The 23,973-nt window shown below is 67.8% G+C and carries 25 protein-coding genes; 16 read left to right on the forward strand and 9 right to left on the reverse strand.

Features of this window, described 5'->3' with window-relative positions:
- Position 1 precedes the first annotated feature (1 nt).
- From ASE16_RS17860 to ASE16_RS17890, 7 genes are read left to right on the forward strand one after another with little or no spacing between them, the layout of a single operon-like run.
- The gene (locus tag ASE16_RS17860) at positions 2–460 is read left to right on the forward strand and encodes a DUF4176 domain-containing protein (RefSeq protein WP_055898265.1); all 459 of its coding nucleotides are present in this window, start codon (positions 2–4) and stop codon (positions 458–460) included.
- Positions 457–726 (forward strand): hypothetical protein, encoded by a 270-nt coding sequence (locus ASE16_RS17865; RefSeq protein ID WP_055898268.1) that lies wholly within the window; start codon positions 457–459, stop codon positions 724–726. Before ASE16_RS17860 ends, ASE16_RS17865 begins: the two co-directional genes overlap by 4 nt.
- On the forward strand, positions 723–1,070 hold the full coding sequence (locus tag ASE16_RS17870; RefSeq protein WP_200949690.1) for a hypothetical protein: 348 nt from the start codon (positions 723–725) through the stop codon (positions 1,068–1,070). The genes ASE16_RS17865 and ASE16_RS17870 overlap by 4 nt, the downstream gene beginning before the upstream one ends.
- The gene (locus ASE16_RS17875) at positions 1,061–2,278 is read left to right on the forward strand and encodes a T7SS effector LXG polymorphic toxin (protein ID WP_055898273.1); all 1,218 of its coding nucleotides are present in this window, start codon (positions 1,061–1,063) and stop codon (positions 2,276–2,278) included. Before ASE16_RS17870 ends, ASE16_RS17875 begins: the two co-directional genes overlap by 10 nt.
- A gap of 3 nt (positions 2,279–2,281) precedes the next feature.
- Complete coding sequence (locus tag ASE16_RS17880) at positions 2,282–3,145, forward strand: hypothetical protein (protein WP_055898277.1); 864 nt, start codon at positions 2,282–2,284, stop codon at positions 3,143–3,145.
- A gap of 30 nt (positions 3,146–3,175) precedes the next feature.
- Positions 3,176–3,619, forward strand: a complete 444-nt coding sequence (locus tag ASE16_RS17885; protein WP_055898280.1) for a hypothetical protein — start codon at positions 3,176–3,178, stop codon at positions 3,617–3,619.
- Complete coding sequence (locus ASE16_RS17890) at positions 3,619–4,101, forward strand: DUF5085 family protein (protein WP_055898283.1); 483 nt, start codon at positions 3,619–3,621, stop codon at positions 4,099–4,101. The genes ASE16_RS17885 and ASE16_RS17890 overlap by 1 nt, the downstream gene beginning before the upstream one ends.
- A gap of 33 nt (positions 4,102–4,134) precedes the next feature.
- Here the strand turns inward: ASE16_RS17890 and ASE16_RS17895 are convergent, their stop codons facing one another.
- The 7 genes from ASE16_RS17895 to kynA all read right to left on the reverse strand — a co-directional run bounded on the left by ASE16_RS17895 (position 4,135) and on the right by kynA (position 9,944).
- A complete protein-coding gene (locus tag ASE16_RS17895; RefSeq protein ID WP_055898286.1) occupies positions 4,135–4,593 on the reverse strand; it encodes a DUF3817 domain-containing protein in 459 nt (152 codons plus the stop codon).
- Between the two features lie 129 nt (positions 4,594–4,722).
- The gene (purQ, locus tag ASE16_RS17900) at positions 4,723–5,421 is read right to left on the reverse strand and encodes a phosphoribosylformylglycinamidine synthase subunit PurQ (protein WP_055898289.1); all 699 of its coding nucleotides are present in this window, start codon (positions 5,419–5,421) and stop codon (positions 4,723–4,725) included.
- A complete protein-coding gene (locus tag ASE16_RS17905; RefSeq protein ID WP_055898292.1) occupies positions 5,421–5,681 on the reverse strand; it encodes a phosphoribosylformylglycinamidine synthase subunit PurS in 261 nt (86 codons plus the stop codon). Before ASE16_RS17905 ends, purQ begins: the two co-directional genes overlap by 1 nt.
- A gap of 40 nt (positions 5,682–5,721) precedes the next feature.
- Entirely contained in the window at positions 5,722–6,660 is a 939-nt protein-coding gene (locus ASE16_RS17910; protein ID WP_082581561.1) for a PaaX family transcriptional regulator C-terminal domain-containing protein, read from the reverse strand.
- Positions 6,653–7,972 carry a kynureninase gene (locus ASE16_RS17915; RefSeq protein ID WP_055898296.1) on the reverse strand — a complete coding sequence of 440 codons (1,320 nt, stop codon included), beginning with the start codon at positions 7,970–7,972 and terminating at the stop codon, positions 6,653–6,655. Before ASE16_RS17915 ends, ASE16_RS17910 begins: the two co-directional genes overlap by 8 nt.
- Positions 7,969–9,087 carry an amidohydrolase family protein gene (locus ASE16_RS17920; RefSeq protein ID WP_157480459.1) on the reverse strand — a complete coding sequence of 373 codons (1,119 nt, stop codon included), beginning with the start codon at positions 9,085–9,087 and terminating at the stop codon, positions 7,969–7,971. Before ASE16_RS17920 ends, ASE16_RS17915 begins: the two co-directional genes overlap by 4 nt.
- Entirely contained in the window at positions 9,084–9,944 is an 861-nt protein-coding gene (kynA, locus tag ASE16_RS17925) for a tryptophan 2,3-dioxygenase (protein WP_055898304.1), read from the reverse strand. Before kynA ends, ASE16_RS17920 begins: the two co-directional genes overlap by 4 nt.
- A gap of 211 nt (positions 9,945–10,155) precedes the next feature.
- On the opposite strand from kynA, the gene ASE16_RS17930 reads away from it, so the two are divergent.
- From ASE16_RS17930 to ASE16_RS17950, 5 genes are all read left to right on the forward strand, one after another.
- Positions 10,156–11,094 carry a phosphate/phosphite/phosphonate ABC transporter substrate-binding protein gene (locus ASE16_RS17930; RefSeq protein ID WP_055898307.1) on the forward strand — a complete coding sequence of 313 codons (939 nt, stop codon included), beginning with the start codon at positions 10,156–10,158 and terminating at the stop codon, positions 11,092–11,094.
- A 343-nt stretch (positions 11,095–11,437) separates the two neighbouring features.
- Positions 11,438–12,304, forward strand: a complete 867-nt coding sequence (phnC, locus tag ASE16_RS17935) for a phosphonate ABC transporter ATP-binding protein (protein ID WP_055898310.1) — start codon at positions 11,438–11,440, stop codon at positions 12,302–12,304.
- Entirely contained in the window at positions 12,304–15,093 is a 2,790-nt protein-coding gene (locus ASE16_RS20190; RefSeq protein WP_235500598.1) for a TIGR03364 family FAD-dependent oxidoreductase, read from the forward strand. The genes phnC and ASE16_RS20190 overlap by 1 nt, the downstream gene beginning before the upstream one ends.
- 113 nt (positions 15,094–15,206) lie before the next feature.
- Positions 15,207–16,070, forward strand: coding sequence for a phosphonatase-like hydrolase (locus ASE16_RS17945; RefSeq protein WP_055898315.1), 864 nt, complete (start codon positions 15,207–15,209; stop codon positions 16,068–16,070).
- A 125-nt stretch (positions 16,071–16,195) separates the two neighbouring features.
- Entirely contained in the window at positions 16,196–17,233 is a 1,038-nt protein-coding gene (locus ASE16_RS17950) for an alcohol dehydrogenase catalytic domain-containing protein (protein ID WP_235500626.1), read from the forward strand.
- Here ASE16_RS17950 and ASE16_RS17955 read toward each other — a convergent pair.
- A complete protein-coding gene (locus tag ASE16_RS17955; RefSeq protein ID WP_055898319.1) occupies positions 17,230–18,546 on the reverse strand; it encodes a cation:proton antiporter in 1,317 nt (438 codons plus the stop codon). The two genes, ASE16_RS17950 and ASE16_RS17955, sit on opposite strands and share 4 nt — an antisense overlap.
- Before the next feature lie 77 nt (positions 18,547–18,623).
- Between ASE16_RS17955 and ASE16_RS17960 the strand changes: the two genes are divergently transcribed.
- Together ASE16_RS17960 and ASE16_RS17965 are read left to right on the forward strand one after the other, a co-directional pair.
- The gene (locus tag ASE16_RS17960) at positions 18,624–19,232 is read left to right on the forward strand and encodes a uracil-DNA glycosylase (protein ID WP_055898322.1); all 609 of its coding nucleotides are present in this window, start codon (positions 18,624–18,626) and stop codon (positions 19,230–19,232) included.
- Positions 19,233–19,290: 58 nt separating this feature from the next.
- Positions 19,291–19,902, forward strand: a complete 612-nt coding sequence (locus ASE16_RS17965; RefSeq protein WP_235500628.1) for a TIGR00645 family protein — start codon at positions 19,291–19,293, stop codon at positions 19,900–19,902.
- A 6-nt stretch (positions 19,903–19,908) separates the two neighbouring features.
- On the opposite strand, the gene ASE16_RS17970 is transcribed toward ASE16_RS17965, so the two are convergent.
- Positions 19,909–21,414, reverse strand: a complete 1,506-nt coding sequence (locus tag ASE16_RS17970; protein WP_055898323.1) for an alpha-N-arabinofuranosidase — start codon at positions 21,412–21,414, stop codon at positions 19,909–19,911.
- Between the two features lie 216 nt (positions 21,415–21,630).
- On the opposite strand from ASE16_RS17970, the gene ASE16_RS17975 reads away from it, so the two are divergent.
- Positions 21,631–22,212, forward strand: coding sequence for a PadR family transcriptional regulator (locus ASE16_RS17975; protein WP_055898326.1), 582 nt, complete (start codon positions 21,631–21,633; stop codon positions 22,210–22,212).
- A gap of 13 nt (positions 22,213–22,225) precedes the next feature.
- Positions 22,226–23,944: a DHA2 family efflux MFS transporter permease subunit gene (locus ASE16_RS17980; protein WP_055898330.1), complete on the forward strand. Its 1,719-nt coding sequence runs from the start codon at positions 22,226–22,228 to the stop codon at positions 23,942–23,944.
- The last annotated feature ends 29 nt before the right edge of the window (positions 23,945–23,973 follow it).

Raw genomic sequence — 23,973 nt, forward strand, 5'->3', positions numbered from 1 at the left:
GATGCCCTTAGAACTCGCAGGCATGCTCCTGGGCTTGGGGTCCGTCGTTCGGCTGGAAAGCCAGAGTGTCTCCGGCCTGTTCGTGGTTCTCGCGCGCGGAGCATTTCGGCCGGACAGCAATCGTGACGAGGTCCTAGCTCGCTACTTGGTCGGCCCGCATCCATACGGCGAAGCCCCCGATCAGGAGACGTTCCCGGTCTTGGCCAGCGACGTTCGCGAGGTCGTCTTCGAGGGTTACCTGGATGACGCCGATGCAGCCTTTCTCGAGGATCTCCTCGACCAGATGGAAAACGGGCGAAGGATCACTGCGCCGGCGAAGAAGTTCACCGACGCCCTCACCGTTGTTCCGGAAGCAGGAGCAGCCCATCCGGCCGATGACGACAGCGCTCCGGCGCTGGCAGACCCCTTCGCTGAACTTCGGACATTAGCCAGCCACGAATATCGGAGGAGTGAACAGTGAAGCTGTCTTCAAACATCGGCGCCGCGCAGGACGCCGTTTCAGGGTTCGCGGTTGTCGACCTTGACCGCAACGGCCAGCACGTGACTCTCAGCTCAAGCACCGTCGCGAGCATGAGCGACGGCGCGAACGTCGCAAACAAACTGCTGAAAAGCGTCTTGCAACTGGTTTCAGCAGTCAAAGGCCAGGCAGATAACGTCACTGCGCTCGCGGCAGAAATCGAGGAGCGCGACGACCGCGACGCAGGGAGCTGGGAAAACACGCCATGAACACGGATAAGCACATGGAGCGTGAGTACACGATCAGCGCGCTCGAAAACCGGGCCGCCGACGACATCGCCACGGTTCGCCTTCTCGAACAGCAGTGGGATGACTACCGGGAGGTCATGCACGAGAACACTGCCCGATTCGAGGAAGCCGGCATCGGGATGGGCGCGAAGACCCACTCGGTGCACAAGGGGATGGCCGCGCGAAGGGAGCTCGATTCGTATGTCGGCCAGCTCGCCTACGAACAAGCAGAACTCCTGGCGGAGACGGCACGAGAGATCCGCTCGCACGCGGAGTTCGAGTCGGAACGGCTACGGCGCGAGAAGGCTGGCACGTCATGGGGTTGAATTACGACTCGGGGGAGTCGACGAGCGTGAAGAACGCGCTCTCGACGAATCTCGCTGCAGCTCTGTCCGTGCTGAATTCCACAGATAGTGCCTGCACCCGGCTTATTGCCGCCCTGGGTGATGGCGAGCTGTCCGGAAAGGGCTACTCGGCGGTCGACGAACTGTTCGCACAGGTCATTGCCCCCTGCCTATCGAGGGCGAAAGACGAGATCGCATCCATCCAGAAGGATCTCGATGCGTACACGCAGGAGGACGCCAAGGTCAGCCAGTACGGCGTCCTGAAGGAAGAAGAGCTGAACACCCAGCTCATGGCGACGAGGAATCAGCGAGACGCGACCGAGCGTCAGATCGAGGCCAACCGTGATGCCGCTGCCGCGTTGCCCGGATTGGGTGATGCCTTGGAGATAAAGAATCGTCAGCTGGAGTTGGTGCTCGCCCAGCTAGAGAACGATATTCGTGAGCTGGAGGCCAAGCTGCAGGCGCTGCGCGACTTCTCTGCGCGCACGAATGGATTGTTCCTCGACAGCCTCGAGAATTTGGCAGCCGCCACCGGCGACACCATTGCTCTGTTGAAACAGCTGAACGAGACCCAGATCGGCTTCTCGTTCGTCGGAGATACGGCCGGTGGACTCGGTGCTCTCGCGACGCGCCGACTCATTCTCGACCACTTAGCAGGCAAGAAACTCGCTGTGGACTCTACTGGCCGGGTGAAATGGGGCGATCGGTACCTGTACAGGCCGAAGACCAAACACCGGTATAGCAGGGGCGAAGATTTCAACAAGGCGACCGGGACCAAGATCGAGCACTACAAGCGGCCGTTCAAGGCTGGCGGAAGTGCCGCCCTTGCGGCTCCCGTGGACGACTTCAGAGGGTGGAAAGACGCCTCCAAGCTCAGCAAAGCAGGTAAAAGTCTCGGTATCGCAGGCACGGCCTTGACCGTCGGGGCCAACGCCAACAGGTACTTCAGTGACGGGGTGCAAGGGCACGACGTCCAAGACTTCGCGGTCGACACCGGCGTCGACCTGGCAAGCGCGGCGGCCGCGGCAGGCGTAGGTGCGGCCTTCGGATCGTTCTTACTGCCCCCGCTCGGAACCGTCATCGGAGCGGGTGTGGGGCTTGCCATGAGCGTGGTCTTCAATGCTGAAATATTTGACGGCAAGTCGGCGACGGATCGAACCAAAGACGCGATCAAGCAGATGTATAGGTGACCAGTGGCAAAGAAGAAGAACAAGAAGCTAACTGTTGCTGAGGCGAACCGCGCCTACTTCATTGTCCTCGCCAATTCGCGAGCGTCATTAACCATGTTTTCCGGACTCCCCTTCGTAATCATCCCCGTATTGTTGACACTCAACATCAGCTTTCTCAATCCGCCTCCTCATTACCGAGGCTATGAGGTTTTGTTGCATCTCGCCGGTGTGAACGTGGTGATCGTCTGGGTTTGTGTAGCCTTCACCATCCTGTGGATGTTCAAGTCGTTGACGTACCGGTTTCAGGTGTTCTCGTCGGGTGTCATGGCGGTCCTGGCAGTTTGTATGGTCTACAGCCTCTGTTTGATGTGTCTCGGGTTGGCGACGCTCGTGCAAGCGAGAGGTGAGCCGTTCTTTGCGATGCTGTTCAGTGTTGCTGGTTTGGTTGCGGTGGCGTTGGTGGTGGGGTCGACGGTGGTGCATGTGCTGATGCTGCGGCACCGGTTGCGGGTGGGGCATTCGGAGAATCGCACGATGGGGAACATCGGGGCGGTTTCTATGTCCAACAGGTCGAAGACGTTCTGGATCATCGCAGGCGTGGTGGCGGTGGTGCCGAACGTCCTGACCCAGGGCCAATACCTTACGAACTCACTCGGGGCCGTTGGGCTGCTGGTCATTGCGTTTGTGACGCCGAGCCTTCCGGTGGAGTACGCGTATCTCACCTACCTGAAATCGAAGGATCGTGACTACTGGGAGGAGCGTCCCCGTCGGGCGACGAAGAAGGAGCGTCGCAGGGTGACCAAGAAGGTCGCCATGTGGGTGTTCGGAATCATCGCGACGTTCGGGCTGGTCTGGGTATCGGGCAAAGCTGTGACGCTATGGCTGTGAGTGGCTGCAAGAAAGAGAGGGACCCTGTTCATGAAACTGAAGCGTCGTACGTTGAGCTTGAACAACGTGGTGCGTTACACGATGGAGCTTCGAGACGGCGATGAGCTTTTCGAGGTTATCGACGATACGGCTGACTATTTCAGGCACGTGCTCGTGCACAACGGCTACTACACCACCGGCCCAATGGTCTTTCGTGCGCTTCCGGATTCGAGGGAGTTCACCATCATGACGACCCTGGGCAATCGGGTGAACCTCATCAGCGGCCGGGACACCGGTTTCGAGTTCGATGAGCATCTGGAGATTCAGACGGACTACTTCTACAGGCATTTCGACATCGAAGAGCCTGTGCCGTATCCAGAGATCGAAACCGCGGTCGCTGTGGGAGGTTCGAGAGTCAAGAACATCTATCACGTGATTCTTGACTTCTATGGCGAGACCGTCCTCGATATGTACGTCGAAGTGGGGAACCCCTAATGGAGGCCGCGTTTCACGATGTGACTGCTCACGAGCGTTTGGCCTACCAGAATGTGGTCACGTCTCGCGCGACGATTCACTACAGCGAGCTGGCAGAGCACGTCGACCGTTTTGTCTCACGGATCGCGGCGAAGGGCTATGACCCCACGGGGCCGTTCTTCTACAGCCTCAATAACGTGCCGATGGAGGAGCTGGTCGACATCGAGATGTTCCTTCCCATTCAGCAGCACACGTTCCACGCCGAAGAAGGGCTCGTGTTTCATTCCTACTTCGAGGTGTCTCCACTGCTCAGAGGGGTCGTAAAAGGCGACTTGGAGAACCAGACAGAACTGGTCTACGCGCACCTTCTGGCCACCGCGGAATCGAACGACTGGCAGATCAATTCTCCCTTCTACCACCTGCCGCAACGCGACGTCTCGGGGTATGCGCTTGTCTTCGTGGGCTATACCGAGTCAGGCCCACCTGCCGACGCAGACCGCTGACGCACCGTCAGATGCCGTACGGCTGAGGGAGGCTCAGCTCAGGCGGGGCGGGCCGATCATGAGGAGGGTGGCCATGATCGCGGCGATGAGGACGACCAGGGTGACGGCGAGCACGGGGACGTGGTTGAGCATCCACCGGAACAGGCGGCCGATGGCGGTGTGGTCGCGCGGGTCGTCGGTGGGGGTGGTGCGCCAGGCGCCGTCGAGCCGGCCGGTGCGGTCCGCCCACAGGTCGAACGGGATGGTCGCGTACGGCACGATCGCCGACGCCACCGCCACGACGATCACGGGGATGCGCCACCGCTGGTTCACGCCGACCAGCACGGAGGCCACGGCGTAGCTGATGAACACCAGCCCGTGGATGGACCCGGCCACGAGAACCGGCCAGTCGCCGACCTGCGCCACGTACTTGAGCAGCATCCCGCTGATCAGCAGCGTCCAGGTGATCGCCTCTGCGATCGCGAGCGTCCGGTACAGCACACGGGGTTTCATGCTTCCAGCCTCGCCGACGACGCTCGCACGCGAATCACCCGAAAGTTGGAAAGCAGTCGAGCCCAGGACTTTCGCCGCGCATCCGGAGAATGCGGTGAAGAACCCTGGGCTCGATGAAAAGCGGGAGCGCTACGCCTCGACGAGGGTGGAGCGGATGACGGAGGTGAAGAAGGTGAGACCGTCGATGCCGGAGCGCATGGCTGCGGCGGTGTCTGGACCGAAGCCGGGCTCGACGGCGTGCTCGGGGTGCGGCATAAGGCCGACCACGTTGCCGCGCTCGTTGCGGACGCCGGCGATGTCGTCGAGCGAGCCGTTCGGGTTGACGCCTTTGTAGCGGAACACGACCAGGCCTTCGCCTTCGAGGCGCTTCAGCTCCTCGGCGGACGCGATGAAGCCGCCCTCGCCGTTCTTCAGCGGGATGACGATCTCCTGGCCGACCTCGAACCCGTTCGTCCACGGAGTGTCGGCGTTCTCGACTGTGAGGTGCTGGTCGCGGCGGATGAAGTTGCCGTGGTCGTTGCGGATCAGGCCGCCGGAGACCAGGTGCGCCTCCGCGAGCATCTGGAACCCGTTGCAGATGCCGAGCACGGGCATCCCCTTGCCAGCCGCATCCACGACCTCGGTCATGATCGGCGAGAGGCTGGCGATGGCGCCGGCACGGAGGTAGTCGCCGTAGCTGAAACCGCCGGGAAGGACGAGAGCGTCGACACCGTGCAGGTCGCGCTCGCCGTGCCAGAGGGCGACCGGCTCTGCACCGGCCAGGCGGATCGCGCGCAGGGCGTCGCGATCGTCGAGGGAGCCGGGGAAGGTGACGACGCCGATGCGCATCAGGCGTCGACCTCGGCGGGGTAGTGGATGCCCACCACGTCTTCGATCACGGAGTTCGACAGGATCTCGCCTGCGATCTCCTCGACGGCGGCGCGCGTGGCGTCGTCGATCGGCCCGTCGACGGTCAGCTCGAACCGCTTGCCGACGCGGACGCCGGTGAACTGACCTTTGCCCGTCCTGGCGAGAGCACCGGCGACGGCCTTGCCCTGCGGGTCGAGCAGTTCGGCTTTCGGCATGACTTCTACAACGATCGTTGGCAAGGCTTCACTCCGCTCGCGTGGTCCGGGGGATGCGTCGATTCTACCGTGAACCGCGGTGCTCATCCGCGCGGGGCGGTTGGGCGGTGGCGACCGCTGCTGCGTACGCGACAGCGACAGGCTCCAACCGTGCGCGCAGCTCGCCGAAGGTGGCGGAAGCGGCGGGGGCCGGCCAGTCGGCAGGCAGCGCTGTGGTGGGCAGGCCAGGGTCGAGGTAGGGGATCACACGATACTCGTCGAGGGCGCGCACCCACCTGGCGAACGCGTCACGGCCGGTGATCGCATCCGCTGAGTCGACCAGTGGATGCGCGTGGTGCGCCAGGAACCCGTCGCACGCCGCACGGATGATCGCCAGGTCGTACCAGCGCGGGAGGGCGGAGGCGAGGTCGCCGAGCGCGACGGCGCTGGTGAAGAGGACGGCCTGCTCGCGCAAGCCGAGCTCGCCGATGGTCTCCACGAGTTCCGCTTCGAGTCCGGCCGGCGCGATCCACAGGCCGTCGGCGACCGTGCCGCAGCCGAGGGCGGAGAGTCTGCGGCGCAACTGATGGCGGCGGGCGCGCTGGCGCTCGGGCAGTGAGAAGGAGACGAGGCACCAGGTGGTGCTGTTCGTGGTGGTGTCGCCCGCATCCACAGGCCGGAAGATGCGGGAGTCGCCGCGTTCCAGCATCGGGATCGCGGCCGGGTCGATGGCATAGCCAGCCACATCCCCGCGGGCCTCGCGCTGCAGCACGCCGCGCGCGCAGAGTCGCGCGAGACTGGAGCGGGCCGTGCTGGCGGGGATGTCGAGGGCGGCGAGCAGTTCGACGGCCCCGGACGCGCTCATCCACCCGCCGATCGGACGCAGCACGGCGCCGACGATGGTTCTGAGCAGGGCCGTGGAGCTGCCGGTGCTGGCCTCGAGATCTTCGCGGGCGGCTCCGGAGGGCCCGGGTGCGGCAGTCGGGGGTTTGGGCGGCGGTGCCCCCACGATGGTGTCAGTCATGGGTGAGCTCGCCGAGCACATCCCGCACGGCCACGATGCCCCGGTACGTCTCTTCGAAGCTCGTGCTGAGCGGGGACAGGCCGAGGCGGAGGCCGTCCGGGTCGCGGTAGTCCGGGATCACGTCGCGCTCCCAGAGCACAGCGGTCGCCTCGCGCATCGCAGGGTGGTCGAGCGTCACGTGGCCGCCGCGGCGTTCCGCGTCGCGCGGGCTCACCACGGTGACGCCGAGCGGCGCGAGCCATTCGTCGGACAGCGCGATGGCGAACTCGGTCAGCGCCACCGACTTGGCGCGCACGGCGTCGATCCCGCACTCGGCGATCATCGCCACAGTGTCCTGCATCGCGAGCATCCCCACGACGGGCGGCGTGCCGCTGATGAAGCGCCGGATGCTCGGGGCCGGCCGGTATTCCGGCCCCATCGCGAACATATCGGCCGTCCCCATCCAGCCCTGGATCGGCTGGGCGAGGTCGGCCTGCAGCCCGGAGCGCACGTAGCCGAGGGCCGGCGAACCGGGGCCGCCGTTCAGATACTTGTACGTGCAGCCGACGGCGAGGTCGACTCCCCAGGCGTCGAGTTCGACGGGGACGGAGCCTGCCGAGTGGCAGAGATCCCAGAGCACGAGGGCGCCGGCGTCGTGGGCGATGCGGGTGATCGCCGGCGCGTCGGCGAGGAACCCAGAACGGTATGCGACGTGACTGAGCACGACGAGCGCCGTCTGCGGACCGACCACCGCGGCGACCTGCTCCGGCGTGACTCCGGCGTGCGTGTCGGCCTCGATCCAGACCAGGGTGAGGCCGCGCTCGCGGGCGATGCCGTCGAGCACGTACCGGTCGGTGGGGAAGTTGTCGGTGTCGAGGACGATCTCGGTGCGGCCGGGCTGCGCATCCACGGCGGCGCGCGCCAGCTTGTAGAGGAGCACGGTGGTGGAATCGCCGACGAAGGTCTGGCCTGGCGCCGCCCCGACGACGGAGCGGCCGACGGCGTCGCCGATCGTGAACGGCAGCTCCAGCCACTCCTCGTCCCAGCCGCGGATGAGGCGGCCGCCCCAGTCGTCCAGCAGAAAGCGGTGGATGCGCTCGATGCTCGCCCTGGTCGGACGCCCCAGCGAGTTTCCGTCGAGGTAGGCGACGACACTGCTGGTGCCGTCGTCGATCCCGGCGAAGCGGTCGCGGTACGCGGCGAGCGGGTCGGCGGCATCGAGCGCGCGTGCGGCGGCGAGCGGATCGGGGATGGCGCTCGGGTCGGCGAAATCGGAGGGGACGGACGGAGTGGGGAAGGCGGCGGGGTCGACGGGGTCGGCGGGGTTGGTCATGCGTGCTCCTCGGGGGACAGGGGGACGGTGGGGGACATGGGGAGGGTCGGCGACGTGGGGACGGCCGGCGACGTGGAAACGGCGGGGGATGTCGGAAGGGTCGCGACCGTGCGACCTGTTGCTGTGGCGAGCCAGGCCGGCAGGTCGGCGGGGTCGGACGGTGGCGCGGTGGGGACCAACGCGAAGCGCGGACCGATGACCCAGGTGGATGCCGGCGCGCTCGCGATCGACGCCACGAGGGCCGCGCCGTCGAGCCCGCAGCCGGCGATGGCCTCCAGCTCGCGCCGGTTGACGCCCACCGCGAGCGGCCCGTTGCCGAGGTCGGTGCCGTACAGCACGCTGCCGCCCGCAGCGGCGAAGCGCCGGAGATTGTCCTGCGCCACGGCGAACGCGGCGGTCGGCTGGCCCCAGCCGTGAATGTCCAGGGTCGACACCCAGCTCATGCCCGCGGCTACGGCACGCAGGAGGTCGGCGTCGCCGATCCGCTCGGTGAACGGCGCGTGCGCCAGCTGTGCGGCACCGGCGGCGATCGCGCGAGCGACCTGCCCTTCGCCCTGCGCGTGCACCGTCACGGGCACACCGGATGAGGCTGCTTCCTCCACAATCGCTGCGAGGGTGGAGTCATCCACGGTTCCACCGGCCTCTGTGTTCAGGGCGACCTTGATGCGGGAGGCTCCCAGCATGACCTGTTCACGAACCGCATTCCGCGCATCCACCGGCCCCGTCAGCTCGGCGCTCGACCCCGGCGGACCCCAGCCGGCGTTCACCGGATACCCGCCAGGAGAGGTCAGCAGCGCGCCGGCGATCGCGACGGCCGGCCGGTCGAGGTCATCGGTCAGCCAGGTGGATGCGACGTCGGGGATCCAGCCGAGGTCCACCGCGTCGGTGATGCCCTCGGTGAAGAGCGCGCGCTGGTCGGTGAGGCCAAGGTGCGTGTGGTGGTCGGTGAGCCGGGGGATGAGGGTGCCGCCGAGGTGGATGGGGGCGGGGGCGCTGGCGCTGGTGCGGGGGTCGCCGTCGCGTCGCACCTCGCGCAGTATGTCGCCGTCGACCTCGTAAGTGGCTGGGCCGCGGAAGGCGCTCCCGTCCCAGACGGCGTCGACGGAGTACATCATCGCGGCGTGCCGATTTCCGTACGCACGGCGAAGAGCTCGGGGAAGAAGGTGAGTTCGAGCGCTTTATGGAGGAAGCCGACGCCGGTCGAGCCGCCGGTTCCGGTCTTCATGCCGATGGTGCGCTGCACGGTCTTGAGGTGGCGGAAGCGCCAGAGCTGGAAGTTGTCCTCCAGGTCGACCAGTTCCTCGCACGCCTCGTATTCGGCCCAGTTGTCCGTGGCGTGCTCGTAGATGTCGCGGAACACCGGAACGAGCTCGGGGGTGAAGACGTACGCCTCCGTCACGTCGCGGTCGAGCACGGCGGACGGCACAGGGAAGCCCGCCCGCGCGAGATAGCGGAGGAACTCGTCGTAGATGCTCGGTGCGTCGAGGAGCTCGGCGAGCAGCGCGTGGGCGACAGGGTCGTTCTCGAAGACGCTGAGCATCCGGCGGTTCTTATTGCCCAGCACGAACTCCACAGCGCGATATTGATAGGACTGGAAGCCGGACGAGTTGCCGAGGAAGCCGCGGAACTCCGCGTACTCGGTCGGCGTGAGCGTGGCGAGGACCGACCACTGCTCGGTGAGCGTCCGCTGGATGTGCTTGACCCTGGCAATGCGCTTGAGCGCAGGGGCGAGCTGGTCGGCGCGGAGGAGGTCGCGGGCGGACTCCAGCTCGTGCAGCACGAGCTTGAGCCAGAGCTCGGTGGTCTGGTGCTGGATGATGAACAGCAGTTCGTCGTGGTGCTCTGGTTCGCTCACCGGGTTCTGCGCGCTGAGCAGGGTCTCCAGGTCGAGGTACGAGGCGTACGACATCCGTTGCCGGAAGTCCGTGACGATCCCAGGATCGAACTCGCGTGTGTTGTCATCGACGACCATGCTGCATTCTTGCACCGGTCGTCACGAAACTGCAACGGGTGGATGCGTCGGGCCGCGCTCCTGCCCGCCGCTCCACGTTCATCGAGTCGTAACCGGTGGTTGCCGTCTGCGTCGCATCCCGCCCCTAGCGTTCCAACGAACACAGCAGCGCCGTTCGGCGTGCAGACACCACACCACACCGCATCGCATCGCATCACCAGGAAGGTCTTCGATGAAACTGTCCATCACCAAGACGCTCGCCGTCGGCGCAGCGCTCGTCCTCTCCCTCGGCCTCGCCGCTTGTACGGGGTCGGCCAACGCCAGCTCGACGGACGACGCGTCGTCGACCGCATCTGCGGCGACCTTCGCCAAGGACTCGAGCACGCTCGTCTTCGGCGTCGTGCCCGACACGGTGAACACGCAGTCCAACTACCAGCCCATCGCCGACTACATCGCGAAGATCACCGGCAAGAAGGTCGAGTACCGCGAGTCGAGCGACTACACCGCGCTCATCCAGGCCGCCATCGCCGGTCAGATCGACGTCGCCAGCTTCTCCGGCTTCACCTACGTCACCGCCACCAACGGCGGAGCCAAGATCAAGCCGTTCGCCTCGATCATCACCAAGGAGGGCCAGAAGCCCGGCTACTACTCCGAGGCCATCGCGCCGGAGAAGTCCTCCATCTCGTCGATCGACGACTTCAAGGGCAAGAAGGTCTGCTTCGTCGACCCGAGCTCGACCTCCGGCTACCTGTTCCCGACCTACAACCTGCTGAAGGCGGGCATCGACCCTGCCAAGGAGATCACCCCGGTGTTCGCGGGCAAGCACGACGCCTCCGCTCTCAAGGTCTCGCAGGGCGCCGAGTGCGACGCCGGCTTCGCCGAGGACTCCGCGGTGGACGCGCAGCCGGGTCTCAAGGTCGTCGCGAAGACGATGGTCCCCGGTGCTCCGATGGTGTTCTCGAACACGCTGCCGGACGAGATCAAGAAGGACCTCAGCGACAAGCTGTCCACGGTGACCATCGCCGACATCCAGAAGGCCGGCATCAAGAACGCCGACTCCGACGGCTTCAAGGCCACCTTCTTCGCCTTCAGCCCCGTCGACGACAAGTACTACGACCAGATCCGCGACATCTGCAAGGTCACCAAGGCCGCGCAGTGCGAGGTCAAGTAGCACAGCGCTGACACCGCGCCCCGCGACCGCCGTCCACCTCCGGGTGGGCGGCGGTTCGCGCATCCGGCAATGGATGCGCGGAGGTCCCGCAGGAGTTCCGCCTCGGCACGCCGCCGCAGTCTCCGTCCAGACGGAGAAATGTGCGGTGCGGCCGCGGGTCTCCGTTCGGAAGGAGATTGGGGCGGCGTGCCGGGTAGGAGTTCCGTCCGGACGGAGGGGCGCGAGCGCTCACACCGCGGCGCCGCCCGCCGTTCACCGGACGGTAACCGGGCGTTGCGTCGTCGGACGCACCCGGCTCCTACTGTTGCCGCAGGTTTCGGATGGCAGGGATGGGTTGAGGGACATGACTGAAGCAGCGCACATCGTCGAGGTGGCGGGGGTCACCAAGAGGTTCGCGGAGACGACCGCGCTCGACGGCGTGAACCTGAGCGTCGCCAAGGGCGAGGTCGTGGTGCTGCTGGGGCTCTCCGGCTCAGGCAAGTCCACGTTGCTGCGCCACCTGGACGGCCTGGAGCGGCCCACCAGCGGGGAGGTGCGGGTGCTCGGCCAGTCCGTTCCGCAGCTCGGAGCGCGTCCGTTGCGGACGCTGCGCAGCCGCATCGGCTTCATCTTCCAGCAGTTCGAGCTCGTCGGCCCGCTGACCGTCATCGAGAACGTCCTCACCGGGTCGCTCGCCACACTCCGCGGTCCCCGCCTCGGCACCTTCACCTATCCGGCCGGGCTGCGCCGCCGCGCCATCGCACACCTCGACAGGGTCGGGCTGGCCGACAAGGCATACCAGCGCGCAGACACCCTCTCCGGCGGTCAGCAGCAGCGCGTCGCCATCGCGCGTGCGCTCATGCAGGACCCGGAGATCCTCCTCGCCGACGAGCCCGTCGCCTCCCTCGACCCCGAGTCGAGCGAGCAGGTCATGGCGCTGATCAGGGAGATCGCCGCCGACAACGGTCTCACCGTCATCTGCAGCCTGCACCAGGTGGACCTCGCCCTCGGCTGGGGCGACCGCATCGTCGGCCTCCGCCACGGACGCGTCGTGCTCGACACCCCCACCGCCGGCCTCGACAAGGCGCAGGTGATGGAGATCTACGGCAGGGTCGCAGCCACCACCCGCGAACTGACCGCCATCGACAGCGAGCTCGCCGCCGAGGTGGATGCGGCAGCCGAGCTCGAACTAGCCGCACCCGCCACCGCCGACACCTCCCAGCGCGTCTGATGGCCACCGTCCCGCTCGCCGACGCGCGCGCATCCTCCGCAGCGCTGCGTCGCCCCCGTCCCCCCGCATCCAGGATCGCGGCCGTCGTCGTCCTGCTCGCCCTGCTCGCGCTCGGAATCGCCGCGTTCCCGGTGCTCGGCGTCAGCTTCGACACCGTCGTCCGCAGCATCCCGAAGGCCGAGGCGTTCTTCGGCAGGATCGTGCCGCTGCGCCTTCCAGCGCCTGAGGTGCTGTGGCCGGCGATCGGCCAGACGCTCGGGATGGTCGTGCTCGGCACGCTCCTCGCCGCGATCATCTCGGTGCCCGTCGCCTACCTCGCCGCCGCGAACACCAGTCCCAACCGCGCCGCGCAGTGGGCAGGCCGGTTCATCACCGTTATGACCAGGTCGATCCCGGATGTGGTGCTCGCCATGGTCTTCGCCGTGCTTTTCACGCTCGGCACCCTTCCCGGCATCCTCGCCATCGGCATCCACTCGATCGGCATGATCTCGAAGCTCTTCGCCGACGCCATCGAGCAGATCGACGAAGGGCCGCGGCTCGCCATCCGCGCCGCGGGAGGCAGCAAGTCGCAGGAGTTCTTCTCCGGCATCCTGCCGCAGGTCGCGCCGAGCTGGGTGGCGACCGTGCTGCACCGCAACGACATCAACCTGCGCGGGTCGATCATCCTCGGCTACGTCGGCGTCGCCGGGCTCGGCTACGAGATGTGGAAGGCGCTCGCCACCCTCGACTACCGCACTGCGATGGCGCTCGCGCTGGTCATGTTCGCGCTCTGTGTCGTGATGGAGGTCGTCTCGTCCACCGTCCGGCGCGGGATGCTCGGGGGAGGCGCGACGCGCAGCCTCACCGCCCGCCGGGTCAGGAACACCATCACCTGGGTGCTCACGGCCGTCGTGATCGTCGGCGCGCTGGTGATCGCGCAGGTGCACTGGGGCGACTTCCTCACCTTCTGGCGCAACGTCCCCCTCATCAAGTTCTGGCCGCCGACGTTCGAGCCGTACTCGGTCGAGCAGATCGCCGTCGCCATGCGCGACACCGTGCTGATCGCGCTCGCCGCAACGGTCGTCAGCCTGCTGTTCTCGCTCGTCGTCGGGTCGCTCGCCGCCAGGAACGTCGCGCCGAACGCGCCGACGCGCGGTGTGTTCCGCGTGCTGCTCGTCGCCGTGCGCGGCGTTCCGGAGCTGGTGCTCGCGATCGTGCTCATCATCATCACCGGGCTCGGGCCGACCGCTGCGGTGTTCGCGCTGGCCTTCGGCGGCGTCGGGCTGCTCGGCAAGCTGTTCGCCGACTCCATCGAGGAGGTGCCTGCCGGGCCGCAGCGCGCGCTCACCGCGGTCGGCGCCCGCCGCTTGCAGGTCTACGCGTCCGCGACCGTCCCGCCGAGCGTTCCCGCTTTCGTCGGCCACAGCTTCTACCTGTTCGACAGCAACATCCGCGCCGCGACCGTGCTCGGCGTCGTCGGCAGCGGGGGGGATCGGCTTCTACCTGAACAACGCGGCGCGCGTGTCGGCCTGGAACGAGGTCTTCGCGTTCGTGCTCGTGATCATGGCGACCGTCTTCGTCGTGGAGGGGATCGCGGTCTGGATGAGGAAGGCGCTGCGATGAGCGGCGGCTCAGGAAGGAAGGGCACAGCGATGGGCAGACACTACGACCTCGCGATCGTCGGCAGCGGCATCGTCGGGCTCGGGCACGCGGTCGCGGCCCTGAAACGCGGGCTGACGGTCGCCGTCGTCGACCGCGCATCCAGCGTCGTCGGGGCGTCCGTGCGCAACTTCGGGCACCTTTGCATCACCGGCCAGGAGGGTGAGGCCCGCGCGTACGCGGAGCTGGCCCGCGAGCTCTGGCTGACCCTCGCCCCCGAGGCCGGGTTCTGGCTGCGCGAGAGCGGCACGGTCGTCGTCGCGCAGGCCCAGGACGAACTGGACGTGCTCGACGAGTTCCGGCAGCGCCGGGGCGGCTCCGACGTGCGGCTGCTGACGCCCGCAGAGGTGCGCGACCGCATCCCCGTCGCCGACGGCGTCGCGGTCGGCGGGGCCTGGCTGCCCCGCGATCTTCAGGTCGACCCACGCGAGGCGGCGTCGGCGATCGTCCGCTGGCTGGATGCGCACGGTGTCGACTTCTTCTGGCGCACGGCCGTCGTCGGGGTGCAGACCGGCGCCGTGCACACTTCGCGTGGAACGCTGTCGGCCGACGCGATCGTGGTCGCCGTCAACCACGACGTCGACCTGCTGTTCCCCGGCCTCGCCGAGGCGCACGGCGTCGAGCGGTGCGGCCTCGACATGATGCTGGTGGATGCGGAACTCGACCACCCGCTCAGCGCCCCGCTGCTCACCGGCTGGTCCCTGGTGCGCTACTCCGGGTTCGCGCACACGCCGAGCGCCGGTGCGCTGCGCGAGCGGCTGGCGGAGGAGCACCCGGAGCTGGCGGCCCTCGACCTGAACCAGATGTACACGCAGCGACCGGACGGCAGCCTGATCGTGGGGGACACGCACTACCGCGGGGTCGACGTTCCGCCGTTCCAGTCGGAGGCGGCGAACGACCAGTTGCTCGAACTGGCCAGGCAACTCTTCGGCACCGACCGCATCCGGGTGCGGGAGCGCTGGCAGGGCGTGTACGCGACGGCACCTGACGAGTTCCTGGTCGCCGCCCCCGCCCCAGAGGTGCGGGTCGTCTCCGTCACGACCGGCATCGGGATGACGACGGGCCTCGGCCTCGCGGAGCGGGTGGTGGACGAGCTGTTCTCGGCGGCGCCCGGCGTACTCGCGACCGCAGGCGCCGCGCGGGCCGACTGACCACTCGCCGCACTGCAGCCCGATCAGCTCCGCCAGACCGGGACGAAACCACCAGACCACAAGACCCACAGACCCACCAGACCCACCAGATCCACCACAGAAGGGCACCGACCATGAGCACAGACGCAACCACGAGCGCAGGCGACGGAATCATCACCAGCGAGTTCGACGACATCGCCGTCGCCGGAACGATCGGCGCTGCCGTGGACGACCCCACCGCCGACGACGACTGGGAGGACGACGAGGAGTTCAGCGACGACGACCTCGACGACGCCGACGACCTCGACGCCGACCTGGAGCTCGTCGTGCTCGACATGGCGGGCACCACCGTGGTCGACGACGGCCTGGTCGAGCGCGCCTTCGAGCGCGCGGCGGACGCGGCGGGGATCGGGAAGACGCCGGAGGAGCGCGAGCGTGCGCTCGAGTACGTGCGCGACACCATGGGCCAGTCGAAGATCGCCGTGTTCCGCGCGCTCACCGACGACGAGGACCAGGCGCAGCACGCCAACGCCCTGTTCGAGTCCGCGTACGGCGAGCTCGCCGCGAGCGAGGGCCTGCGTGCCGTGCCTGGCGCAGAAGACCTCATCCGGCACCTGAGGCAGCTCGGCGTGAAGGTCGCGCTGACCACCGGGTTCTCCCGTCCGACGCAGGATGCCGTCCTGGATGCGCTCGGCTGGCGCGACATCGCCGACCTCACTCTCAGCCCGGCGGAGGCGGGTCGCGGCCGTCCGTACCCCGACCTGCCGCTCACCGCACTGCTGCGCACCGGAGGGACCAGCGTGGAGGGCATGGTCGTCGTCGGCGACACGGCGAGCGACATCGCATCCGGAATCGCGGCGGGCGCCGGCCTGGTGGTCGGCGTGCTCACCGGCGCGCACGACGAGGAGACCCTGACCGACGCCGGTGCTGACGCCGTCATCCCCAGCATCGCCGACCTCGCGGAACTGTTCGGCCTCGACGACACCGCCGGCCGATGACCGTGCGGGCGGTGACCCCGCGCGTGGTGGAACCGCCTGCGCGTCTGGGGAAGGGGGTCAGCGTCTACCCGTCTGCGACGGCGATGGTATGGCAGGGGGAGGGTCATCTGCACGAGGCGGTGGCCGTGCCTGGAGTGCGGCTATCGCCGGGGGACGCGCTGGTGGAGATCGAGCTGTCGACGGTGTGCGGCTCCGACGTGCACACGGTGCTGGGGCACCGCTCTGCGCCGACGCCGCTCATCCTCGGCCACGAGCAGGTCGGCAGAGTGGTCGCGCTCGGGCGCGGGGGAGCGAAGACGATCGACGGCCACAGGGTGAGCCTCGGCGAGCGAGTGGTCTGGTCTGTCGCCGTGCCGTGCGGGCGCTGCACCAGGTGTCGCCGCGGCCTCCCGCAGAAGTGCGTGAACCTGCAGAAGTACGGCCACGAGCGGATGCGCCGCGGCTGGGAGCTGTCCGGCGGATTCGCCACCCACGCGCACATCCTCGACGGCACGCCGATGGCCGCCGTTCCCGAGGACGTACCGTCCGAGGTGCTCGCCCCTGCGTCCTGTGCGACGGCGACCGTCGCCGCAGCGCTGGAGGCCGCGGCCGCGATCACGCCGCTCGAGGGCGGTCTCGTCCTCATCGCGGGGGCGGGGATGCTCGGGCTCACGGCGGCAGCGATGGCCACAGACGCGGGTGCCTCCGTCGTCGTCAGCGACCCCCTCCCGGAGCGGCGTGAGGCGGCGCTCGCCTTCGGAGCCGTCGCCGTCGCCGACCCGCGCGTCGCCGCCGACGCCCCTGGCGGGCTCACCGCAGCGCTGATCAAGGCGGGAGGACGCGGCGCCGCACCGACCGTCGCTCTGGAACTCTCTGGCGCGCCGGCCGCCGTCCGTTCACTCCTCCAGACGGTCGACGTCGGCGGCGTGCTCGTGCTGGTCGGCTCCGTCTCGCCCGGCCCAGACCTCGCCATCGATCCGGAACAGCTGGTCCGTCGGCTCGTCACGATCCGCGGGGTCCACAACTACGCTCCGCACCACCTCGCGACCGCCGTCCGCTTCCTCGCGGAGGCGTGGCAGCGCTACCCGTTCGCCGCCCAGGTCGGCGAGACCTTCCCGCTGGCCGAGGTGGATGCGGCGCTCGCCGCCGCAGGACGGCACCCGCGGGTGGCGCTCCGGCCCTAGTCCCTCGCTGGCGTCGCGCTGCGTCCGGACGCACCGGTGCGCCTGGCGATCCGCTTCACGACGTACGGGGCGGCGAGACCGTGCAGGACGATGCTGCCGATGACGGTGAGCACCGCGACGTCCCAGACGTCGTCGCCGACGCCGGTGGGGAGTTTGTTGAAGGCGAGCAGGCCGAAGACGATCGACGCAGCACCGCGTGGACCGACGAACCCGATCACGGTGCGGTCGCGCCACGAGACGGAGGAGCCGAGCGTCGCCAGGTACACCGGCAGTGCACGGAACAGGGTGAGCGCGAGCGCCGCGAGCAGCAGCAGGCGCCAGTCGACGCCCCTGACGATCATCTCCGTCGTCATCGCGCCGAGCACGAACCAGACGAAGTTGGTCGCGAACGTGCCGACCTCCTCCACGAGCACCAGCTCGTCGTGGGCGATCGACAACTGCCGCGTCTTGCGGGTGCGGGTGAAGCGGAACATCACGCCGGCCACGAAGGCGGCGACGAAACCGTTCGCCCCGATCCCGTGCAGCGTCGCGATGCCGTAGGTGAGCAGCGGGGTGATCAGCATCACGATGCGGATGCCGGTCTGGTTCGCGAATCCGCGGCCGGACGCCCACCTGGTGAGCAGCCCGATCACGCCGCCGAGCAGCACGCCGACCACGATCGCGACGATGGTCGCCGGAACGGCGCCGAGGAACGCGTTGATGAAGTCCTCGACGTTCTTCTCCAGCGCGGTCTCGGTCGAGCCGGTCGGCTCCGTCCCGCTGTCGGCCACTTCGATCAGGGTCGGCAGGAGCACGGCGATCGCGAGCGACATCCCGAAGATCGGAGAGATGAGCCCGTCGTTGTAGCCGCTCTCCACGTTGAGGATCTGCCGCACGCGCGCCGGGATCAGAGGAGAGCGCAGCAGGGCCGTCGCCGGTGCGAAGTCGGTCGGCATGACCACGCAGGCCACGACGATCAGCACGAACAGGTTCACGCCGGGCAGCAGCCAGAGGCCGGTCACGACGACGAGGGCCAGCGAGAGCGGGAGCGCGATCAGCACGAGCCTGGCGATCATCCTGCCCTCGCCGCCGAACACACCGCCCTTCACTTCGCAGGCGTCGACGAACAGGAGCACCGCCAGGATGAGCTCCACCACGTGCTCCGCCACGTCGCTGTCGACCGCCTCCACGAAGGCCGGGATGTCCACGAGGACGACGAGCGAGCCGACCAGCGCGAGGACGACAGGGCCGGCGATGCCGCTGCGCTCGAACCGGTGCGCGACCAGCGACCACAGTGCGATCGCGGCGAACCCCACGAGGATGATGGCGGGCATCCAGGACCCTTCGCTCCGACTCTCCGCCCCAGCAGCGCGAGGTGGGACAATTCTGCCCTGTCTGCGACCATGAAGGGATGCTCGACACCTTCTTCCGTCTGCTGCGAGCCGTCCCAGCACCTCCGGACGCCGAGTTCCTCTACGCCGACGACGAGCTCGGCAGAATGCGGGAGCGCAACCTGCGCCGCTATCTCGCGGCCGTCGACGGGGCGACCGTCCTCCTCCTCGCGGAGGCACCTGGGTGGCGCGGCATGACCGTCACAGGAGTGCCGTTCGTCTCAGCACGCGAGGCGGAGGAGGGCGGACCTGCGGAACGGGCCGTCCCCGGCCTGGAGCTCCCCGAGCATCCACAGGCCCCGTGGGAGGCGTCGAGCCGGGTGGTCTGGGCGGCGCTGGCTGACTGGCGCGGGCCGCTTCCGCTCACCTGGCCGATCTACCCGCACCACCCGTTCGTCGCCGGCGAACCGCGCACGAACCGCACGCCCCGCCCCGCCGAGGTGCGCGACGGAACACCGGTCGCGCTGGAGCTGGCGCGCGCGTTCGGCATCGAGGCGATCGTCGCGGTCGGCAGGAAGGCGCAGGGCGCGCTCGCCGCAGAGGGGGTCGATGCGCCCGCCGTACGGCATCCGGCCCAGGGCGGCGCGCGGGCGTTCACGGAGCAGGTGCTGGCGCTCAACGCATCCTGAGGGTTTTCACATAAACGGCTCTTTAGGCTTTCCCTGCCGAATACGTGAGGAAGCCCCCGTGCCAGAGACTGCCCCACCCGTCACCACGACCGCCGATGCGCCCGTTGCGCCGCGCAGGCCGAACGCGCCGCAGCGCGGGATCAGCTCGCTGATCTTCGCCAGCCGCTGGCTGCAAGCCCCGCTCTACCTGGGGCTGATCGTCGCGCAGCTGATCTACGTCTACGTCTTCATGGTGGAGCTCTGGCACATCGCCGCGGATGTGATCGCCCACCCGACGCACATCGAGGAAGCCGACATCATGCTCGCGGTCCTCGGGCTGATCGACGTGGTGATGATCGCGAATCTACTGATCATGGTCATCATCGGCGGATACGAGACGTTCGTGTCACGCGTGAACGTCGATGGACATCCCGATCAGCCGGAGTGGCTGTCCCACGTCAACGCTAACGTGCTCAAGGTCAAGCTGGCGATGGCGATCATCGGCATCTCGTCCATCCACCTGCTGAAGACCTTCATCGCTGTCGCCGACATCGGCGCGGCCAAGGGCGGCATCCTCGGCGACGAGAAGTACACCAGCGAGGGCGTGTTCTGGCAGGTCGTCATCCACTGCGTCTTCATCCTGTCGGCCGTTGCGCTGGCCTGGATCGACAAGATGTCGAAGCCGAAGTGACAGGCGTCAGCCGAACGCGACCGCCGACCACGACACCGGAGGAAGCGCGACGGTGAGCCGTCCGTCCTCGATGGTCGCGGAGGTGTTGGGCGCGAGGCCGACGCGGGTCTGGTCGTCGATCGTGTTCTTGGCGTAGACGTCGTCGTCGGCGAGGGTGACGGCCTCCGTGATCCGTGAGGCGCCGAGGTCGCGCACGTCGATGCTGACGGTGCGGGATGCGGTCTGGTCGCGGTTGACGAGGAACACCGCGCCCGTCCCGGCCTCCTCGTCGAAGGTCGCGACCGCATCCACCACCGCCGCTTCGCCGTGGACCGCGGTGGAGTAGGTCGGAGCGTCGATCACCGGGCGCAGGACGGTGCCGCGCGCGAGCCTGCTGGTGACGGAGAACGGGAAGAACGTGGTCTGCCGCCAGGCGTCTCCGCCGGGCTCGGTCATGATCGGAGCGATCACGTTGACCAGCTGGGCGAGGGATGCGGAGGCGACGCGGTCACTGTTCTTCAGCAGGGTGATCAGCAGGTTGCCGAGCACGACGGCGTCCGCGACGGAGTAGACGTCCTCGAGCTGGCGAGGGGCGACGCGCCACTCGTCGTTGATCTCGTCGCTGGCCTGGTGCTCGTCGAGATACCAGATGTTCCACTCGTCGAACGAGATGTTGATCTTCTTGGTGCTCTTGAGCTTGTAGCCGACGTGATCGGCGGTCGCGACGACGGTGTCGATGAAGTACTGCATGTCCACCGAGGAGGCGAGGAACGAGCCGAGGTCGCCTCCGCGCTCCTGGTAGTAGGCGTGCGCGGAGATGAAGTCGACGTGGTCGTACGCGTGCTCGAGCACGATGCGCTCCCACTCACCGAAGGTGGGCATCCCGGAGCCGGAGGAACCACAGGCCACCAGTTCGAGGTCCTTGTCCGCCATCTTCATCGCGGCTGCCGTGCGGGCGGCGAGCTTGCCGTAGTCGTCGGCCGTGAGGTAGCCGGTCTGCCACGGGCCGTCCATCTCGTTGCCGAGGCACCACATCCGGATGTTGTGCGGCTCCGGCGTGCCGTTGGCCACGCGCTGGTCGCTCAGCGCGGTGCCGGACGGGTGGTTGGCGTACTCGAGCAGGTCGAGCGCCGACTCGATGCCGCGGGTGCCGAGGTTGACGGCCAACATCAGTTCGGAGTCCGTGAGCTTCAGCCAGCGGGAGAACTCGTCCAGGCCCACCTGGTTGGTCTCCAGCGAGTGCCAGGCGAGGTCGCGGCGCACCGGGCGGTTCTCGCGCGGGCCGACAGAGTCCTCCCAGCGGAAGCCGGAGACGAAGTTCCCGCCCGGGTAGCGCACGGTGGTCGAGCCGAGCTCCTTGACGAGGTCGACGACATCCAACCGGAAACCATCCTCGTTCGCGGTGGGGTGGCCAGGCTCGTAGATGCCGTCGTACACGCACCGTCCGAGGTGCTCGACGAAGGAGCCGAAGGTGCGGCGGCGCACGGGGCCGACCGCGTTCGCGCGGCTGAGGACGATGGTGGAGTCAGTCATGGATGCGTTCCCTCTGCGGTTCTACAACGTTTACCAACAACGTTGTAAAAGAACTATCGAGCACGCGAACAGGTGCTGTCAAGAGGGCGAGTGGCCATTGGGCGCCTCGCGCGCGATCCGGCGGAACGGCACGCCGGCGGGGTTGACAACCCATTGCCCCGCGCCGTATATTCCTCAAGGAATAATCAGTCCGGAATAACAAGGATCACCTTCCCCATGCCATCCACCAACACGCTCACGTCGCTCGGCGTCGCAGCCCTCGCGCTGCTCGTCGAGCGGCCGATGCACCCGTACGAGATGTACCAGACGCTGGTGCAGCGGTCGGAGGAACGCGTGGTCAAGGTGCGTCCAGGTTCGCTGTACCACGCTGTCGACCGGCTCGCCGGTCAGGGGCTGGTGCGGGCGACCGGCACCGAACGCGAAGGCAACCGGCCGGAGCGCACGACGTACGAGATCACCGAACAGGGCAATCACGTGCTCACCGCGCGCATCGCGGAGATCATCGCAACACCCATCAACGAATATCCCGAATTCCCGCTTGCTCTCGGCGAGTCGCACAACCTGCCCGTCGAGTCCGTCATCCAGCTCCTCCGCAACAGGGTCGCCCTCATCCGGGCCGACCTGGCGGTGATGGATGCGGGCATCGCCGACCTCGAGGCCAAGCAGCTCCCCCGCAAGTACTGGATCAACGTCCAGTACAGCCGGGCGATCAGCGAGGTCGAAGCGACCTGGCTGGAATCCCTCATCGACGACCTCGAATCAGGCGTACTGTCCTGGTCCGAGGAGAAGCACCACTGACAGGAACACTTCCATGGAAAAAGAACTGAAGCCGTGGCCGGCACTCTGGGCCCTGGTCATCGGATTCTTCATGATCCTCATCGACACGACCATCGTGTCGGTCGCCAACCCGGCGATCATGAAGGGTCTCGACCTCGGCACCGACTACAACGCGGTCATCTGGGTGACCAGCGCCTACCTGCTCGCCTACGCCGTCCCTCTGCTCATCACTGGTCGCCTCGGTGACCGGTTCGGCCCGAAGAACCTCTATCTCGTCGGCCTCGTGATCTTCACGCTCGCCTCGGCCTGGTGCGGTTTCTCCGGTGTCCTGCCTGGCGGTGGCATCGGCATGCTCATCACGGCCCGTGTCGTGCAGGGTCTCGGCGCCGCGCTGATGACGCCGCAGACGATGGCCGTCATCACCCGCATCTTCCCGCCAGACCGCCGCGGTGCGGCGATGGGGCTGTGGGGCGCCGTCGCCGGTGTCGCCACCCTGATCGGCCCGCTGCTCGGCGGCGTGCTCGTCGACGGGCTCGGCTGGGAGTGGATCTTCTTCATCAACGTCCCGGTCGGCGTCGTCGCGTTCATCCTCGCCGCCCGCCTCGTCCCGAAGCTGCCGACGCACTCGCACAGCTTCGACATCCTCGGCGTGATCCTGAGCGCCGTCGGCATGTTCCTGCTGGTGTTCGGCATCCAGGAGGGCGGGACGTACGACTGGGGCACCATCACCGGCCCGATCACTGTGTGGGGCCTGATCATCTCCGGCATCGTCGTGCTGATCGCGTTCGTGGTCTGGCAGGCGTTCAACAAGAAGGAGCCGCTGCTCCCGCTCAAGCTGTTCCGCGACCGCAACTTCTCCCTGTCGAACGGTGCCATCACCGCCGTCGGCTTCGCCGTGACCTGCATGGCGCTTCCGCTGGTGTTCTACTTCCAGACGGTGCGCGGTCTCACTCCGACCGAGTCTGCGCTGATGCTCGCCCCGATGGCGATCTTCTCCGGTGTGCTCGCGCCGTTCGTCGGCAAGCTGATCGACAGGATCAACCCGCGCTACTTCGCCACGACCGGCCTCGTGCTGTTCGCGCTGTCGCTGTTCTGGTACTCGCGTCTGCTGACCCCGGATGTGTCCATCTGGTGGCTGCTCGCACCGAGCGCCCTGCTCGGCATCGCGATGTCCGGCGTGTGGGGCCCGATCTCCACCACGGCCACCCGCAACCTGCCGATGAACCAGGCCGGCGCGGGCTCCGGGGTGTTCAACACGACGCGCCAGGTGGGCGCGGTGCTCGGCAGCGCATCCATCGCCGCCCTGATCTCCAGCCGTCTCGCCGTCGACCTGCCCAAGGCGCCTGGCGGAGCGACCCCGTCCGAGGCGTCGGCGGGAACCGAGCTGCCGCAGTTCCTGCACGCCGGATTCACCCAGGCCATGTCGGAGGCCCTGCTGCTCCCCGCGGCTGTCGCCCTCCTGGGCGCGCTCATCGTGGTGTGGTGGGAGAAGCCGAAGCCGCCGGCGTGGGGTCCGCGATCCGCGGGCGCCGTGGCGGAGGCTGCTGCGGCCGCCGGTGCCGGTGCCGGTGCTGGCGCTGATGCGCCGGTCGCCGAGCCGGTCGGCGCGACGACGCACGGCTCGCACGCCGCGCCCGTCCCGGTGGATGCGGTCACCCACGGCTCGCACGCCGCCGATGTGCCGCCCGCGACCGGTCTCGCGCCGGACGAGGAGCCGCCGCACGGAGTGCACGCGGCACCCGTCACGGACTGACCGGCAGCACGCACCGCGCACTGCGCATC

The sequence above is a fragment of the Leifsonia sp. Root227 genome, from assembly GCF_001428745.1.
Taxonomy (GTDB): Bacteria; Actinomycetota; Actinomycetes; order Actinomycetales; family Microbacteriaceae; genus Leifsonia.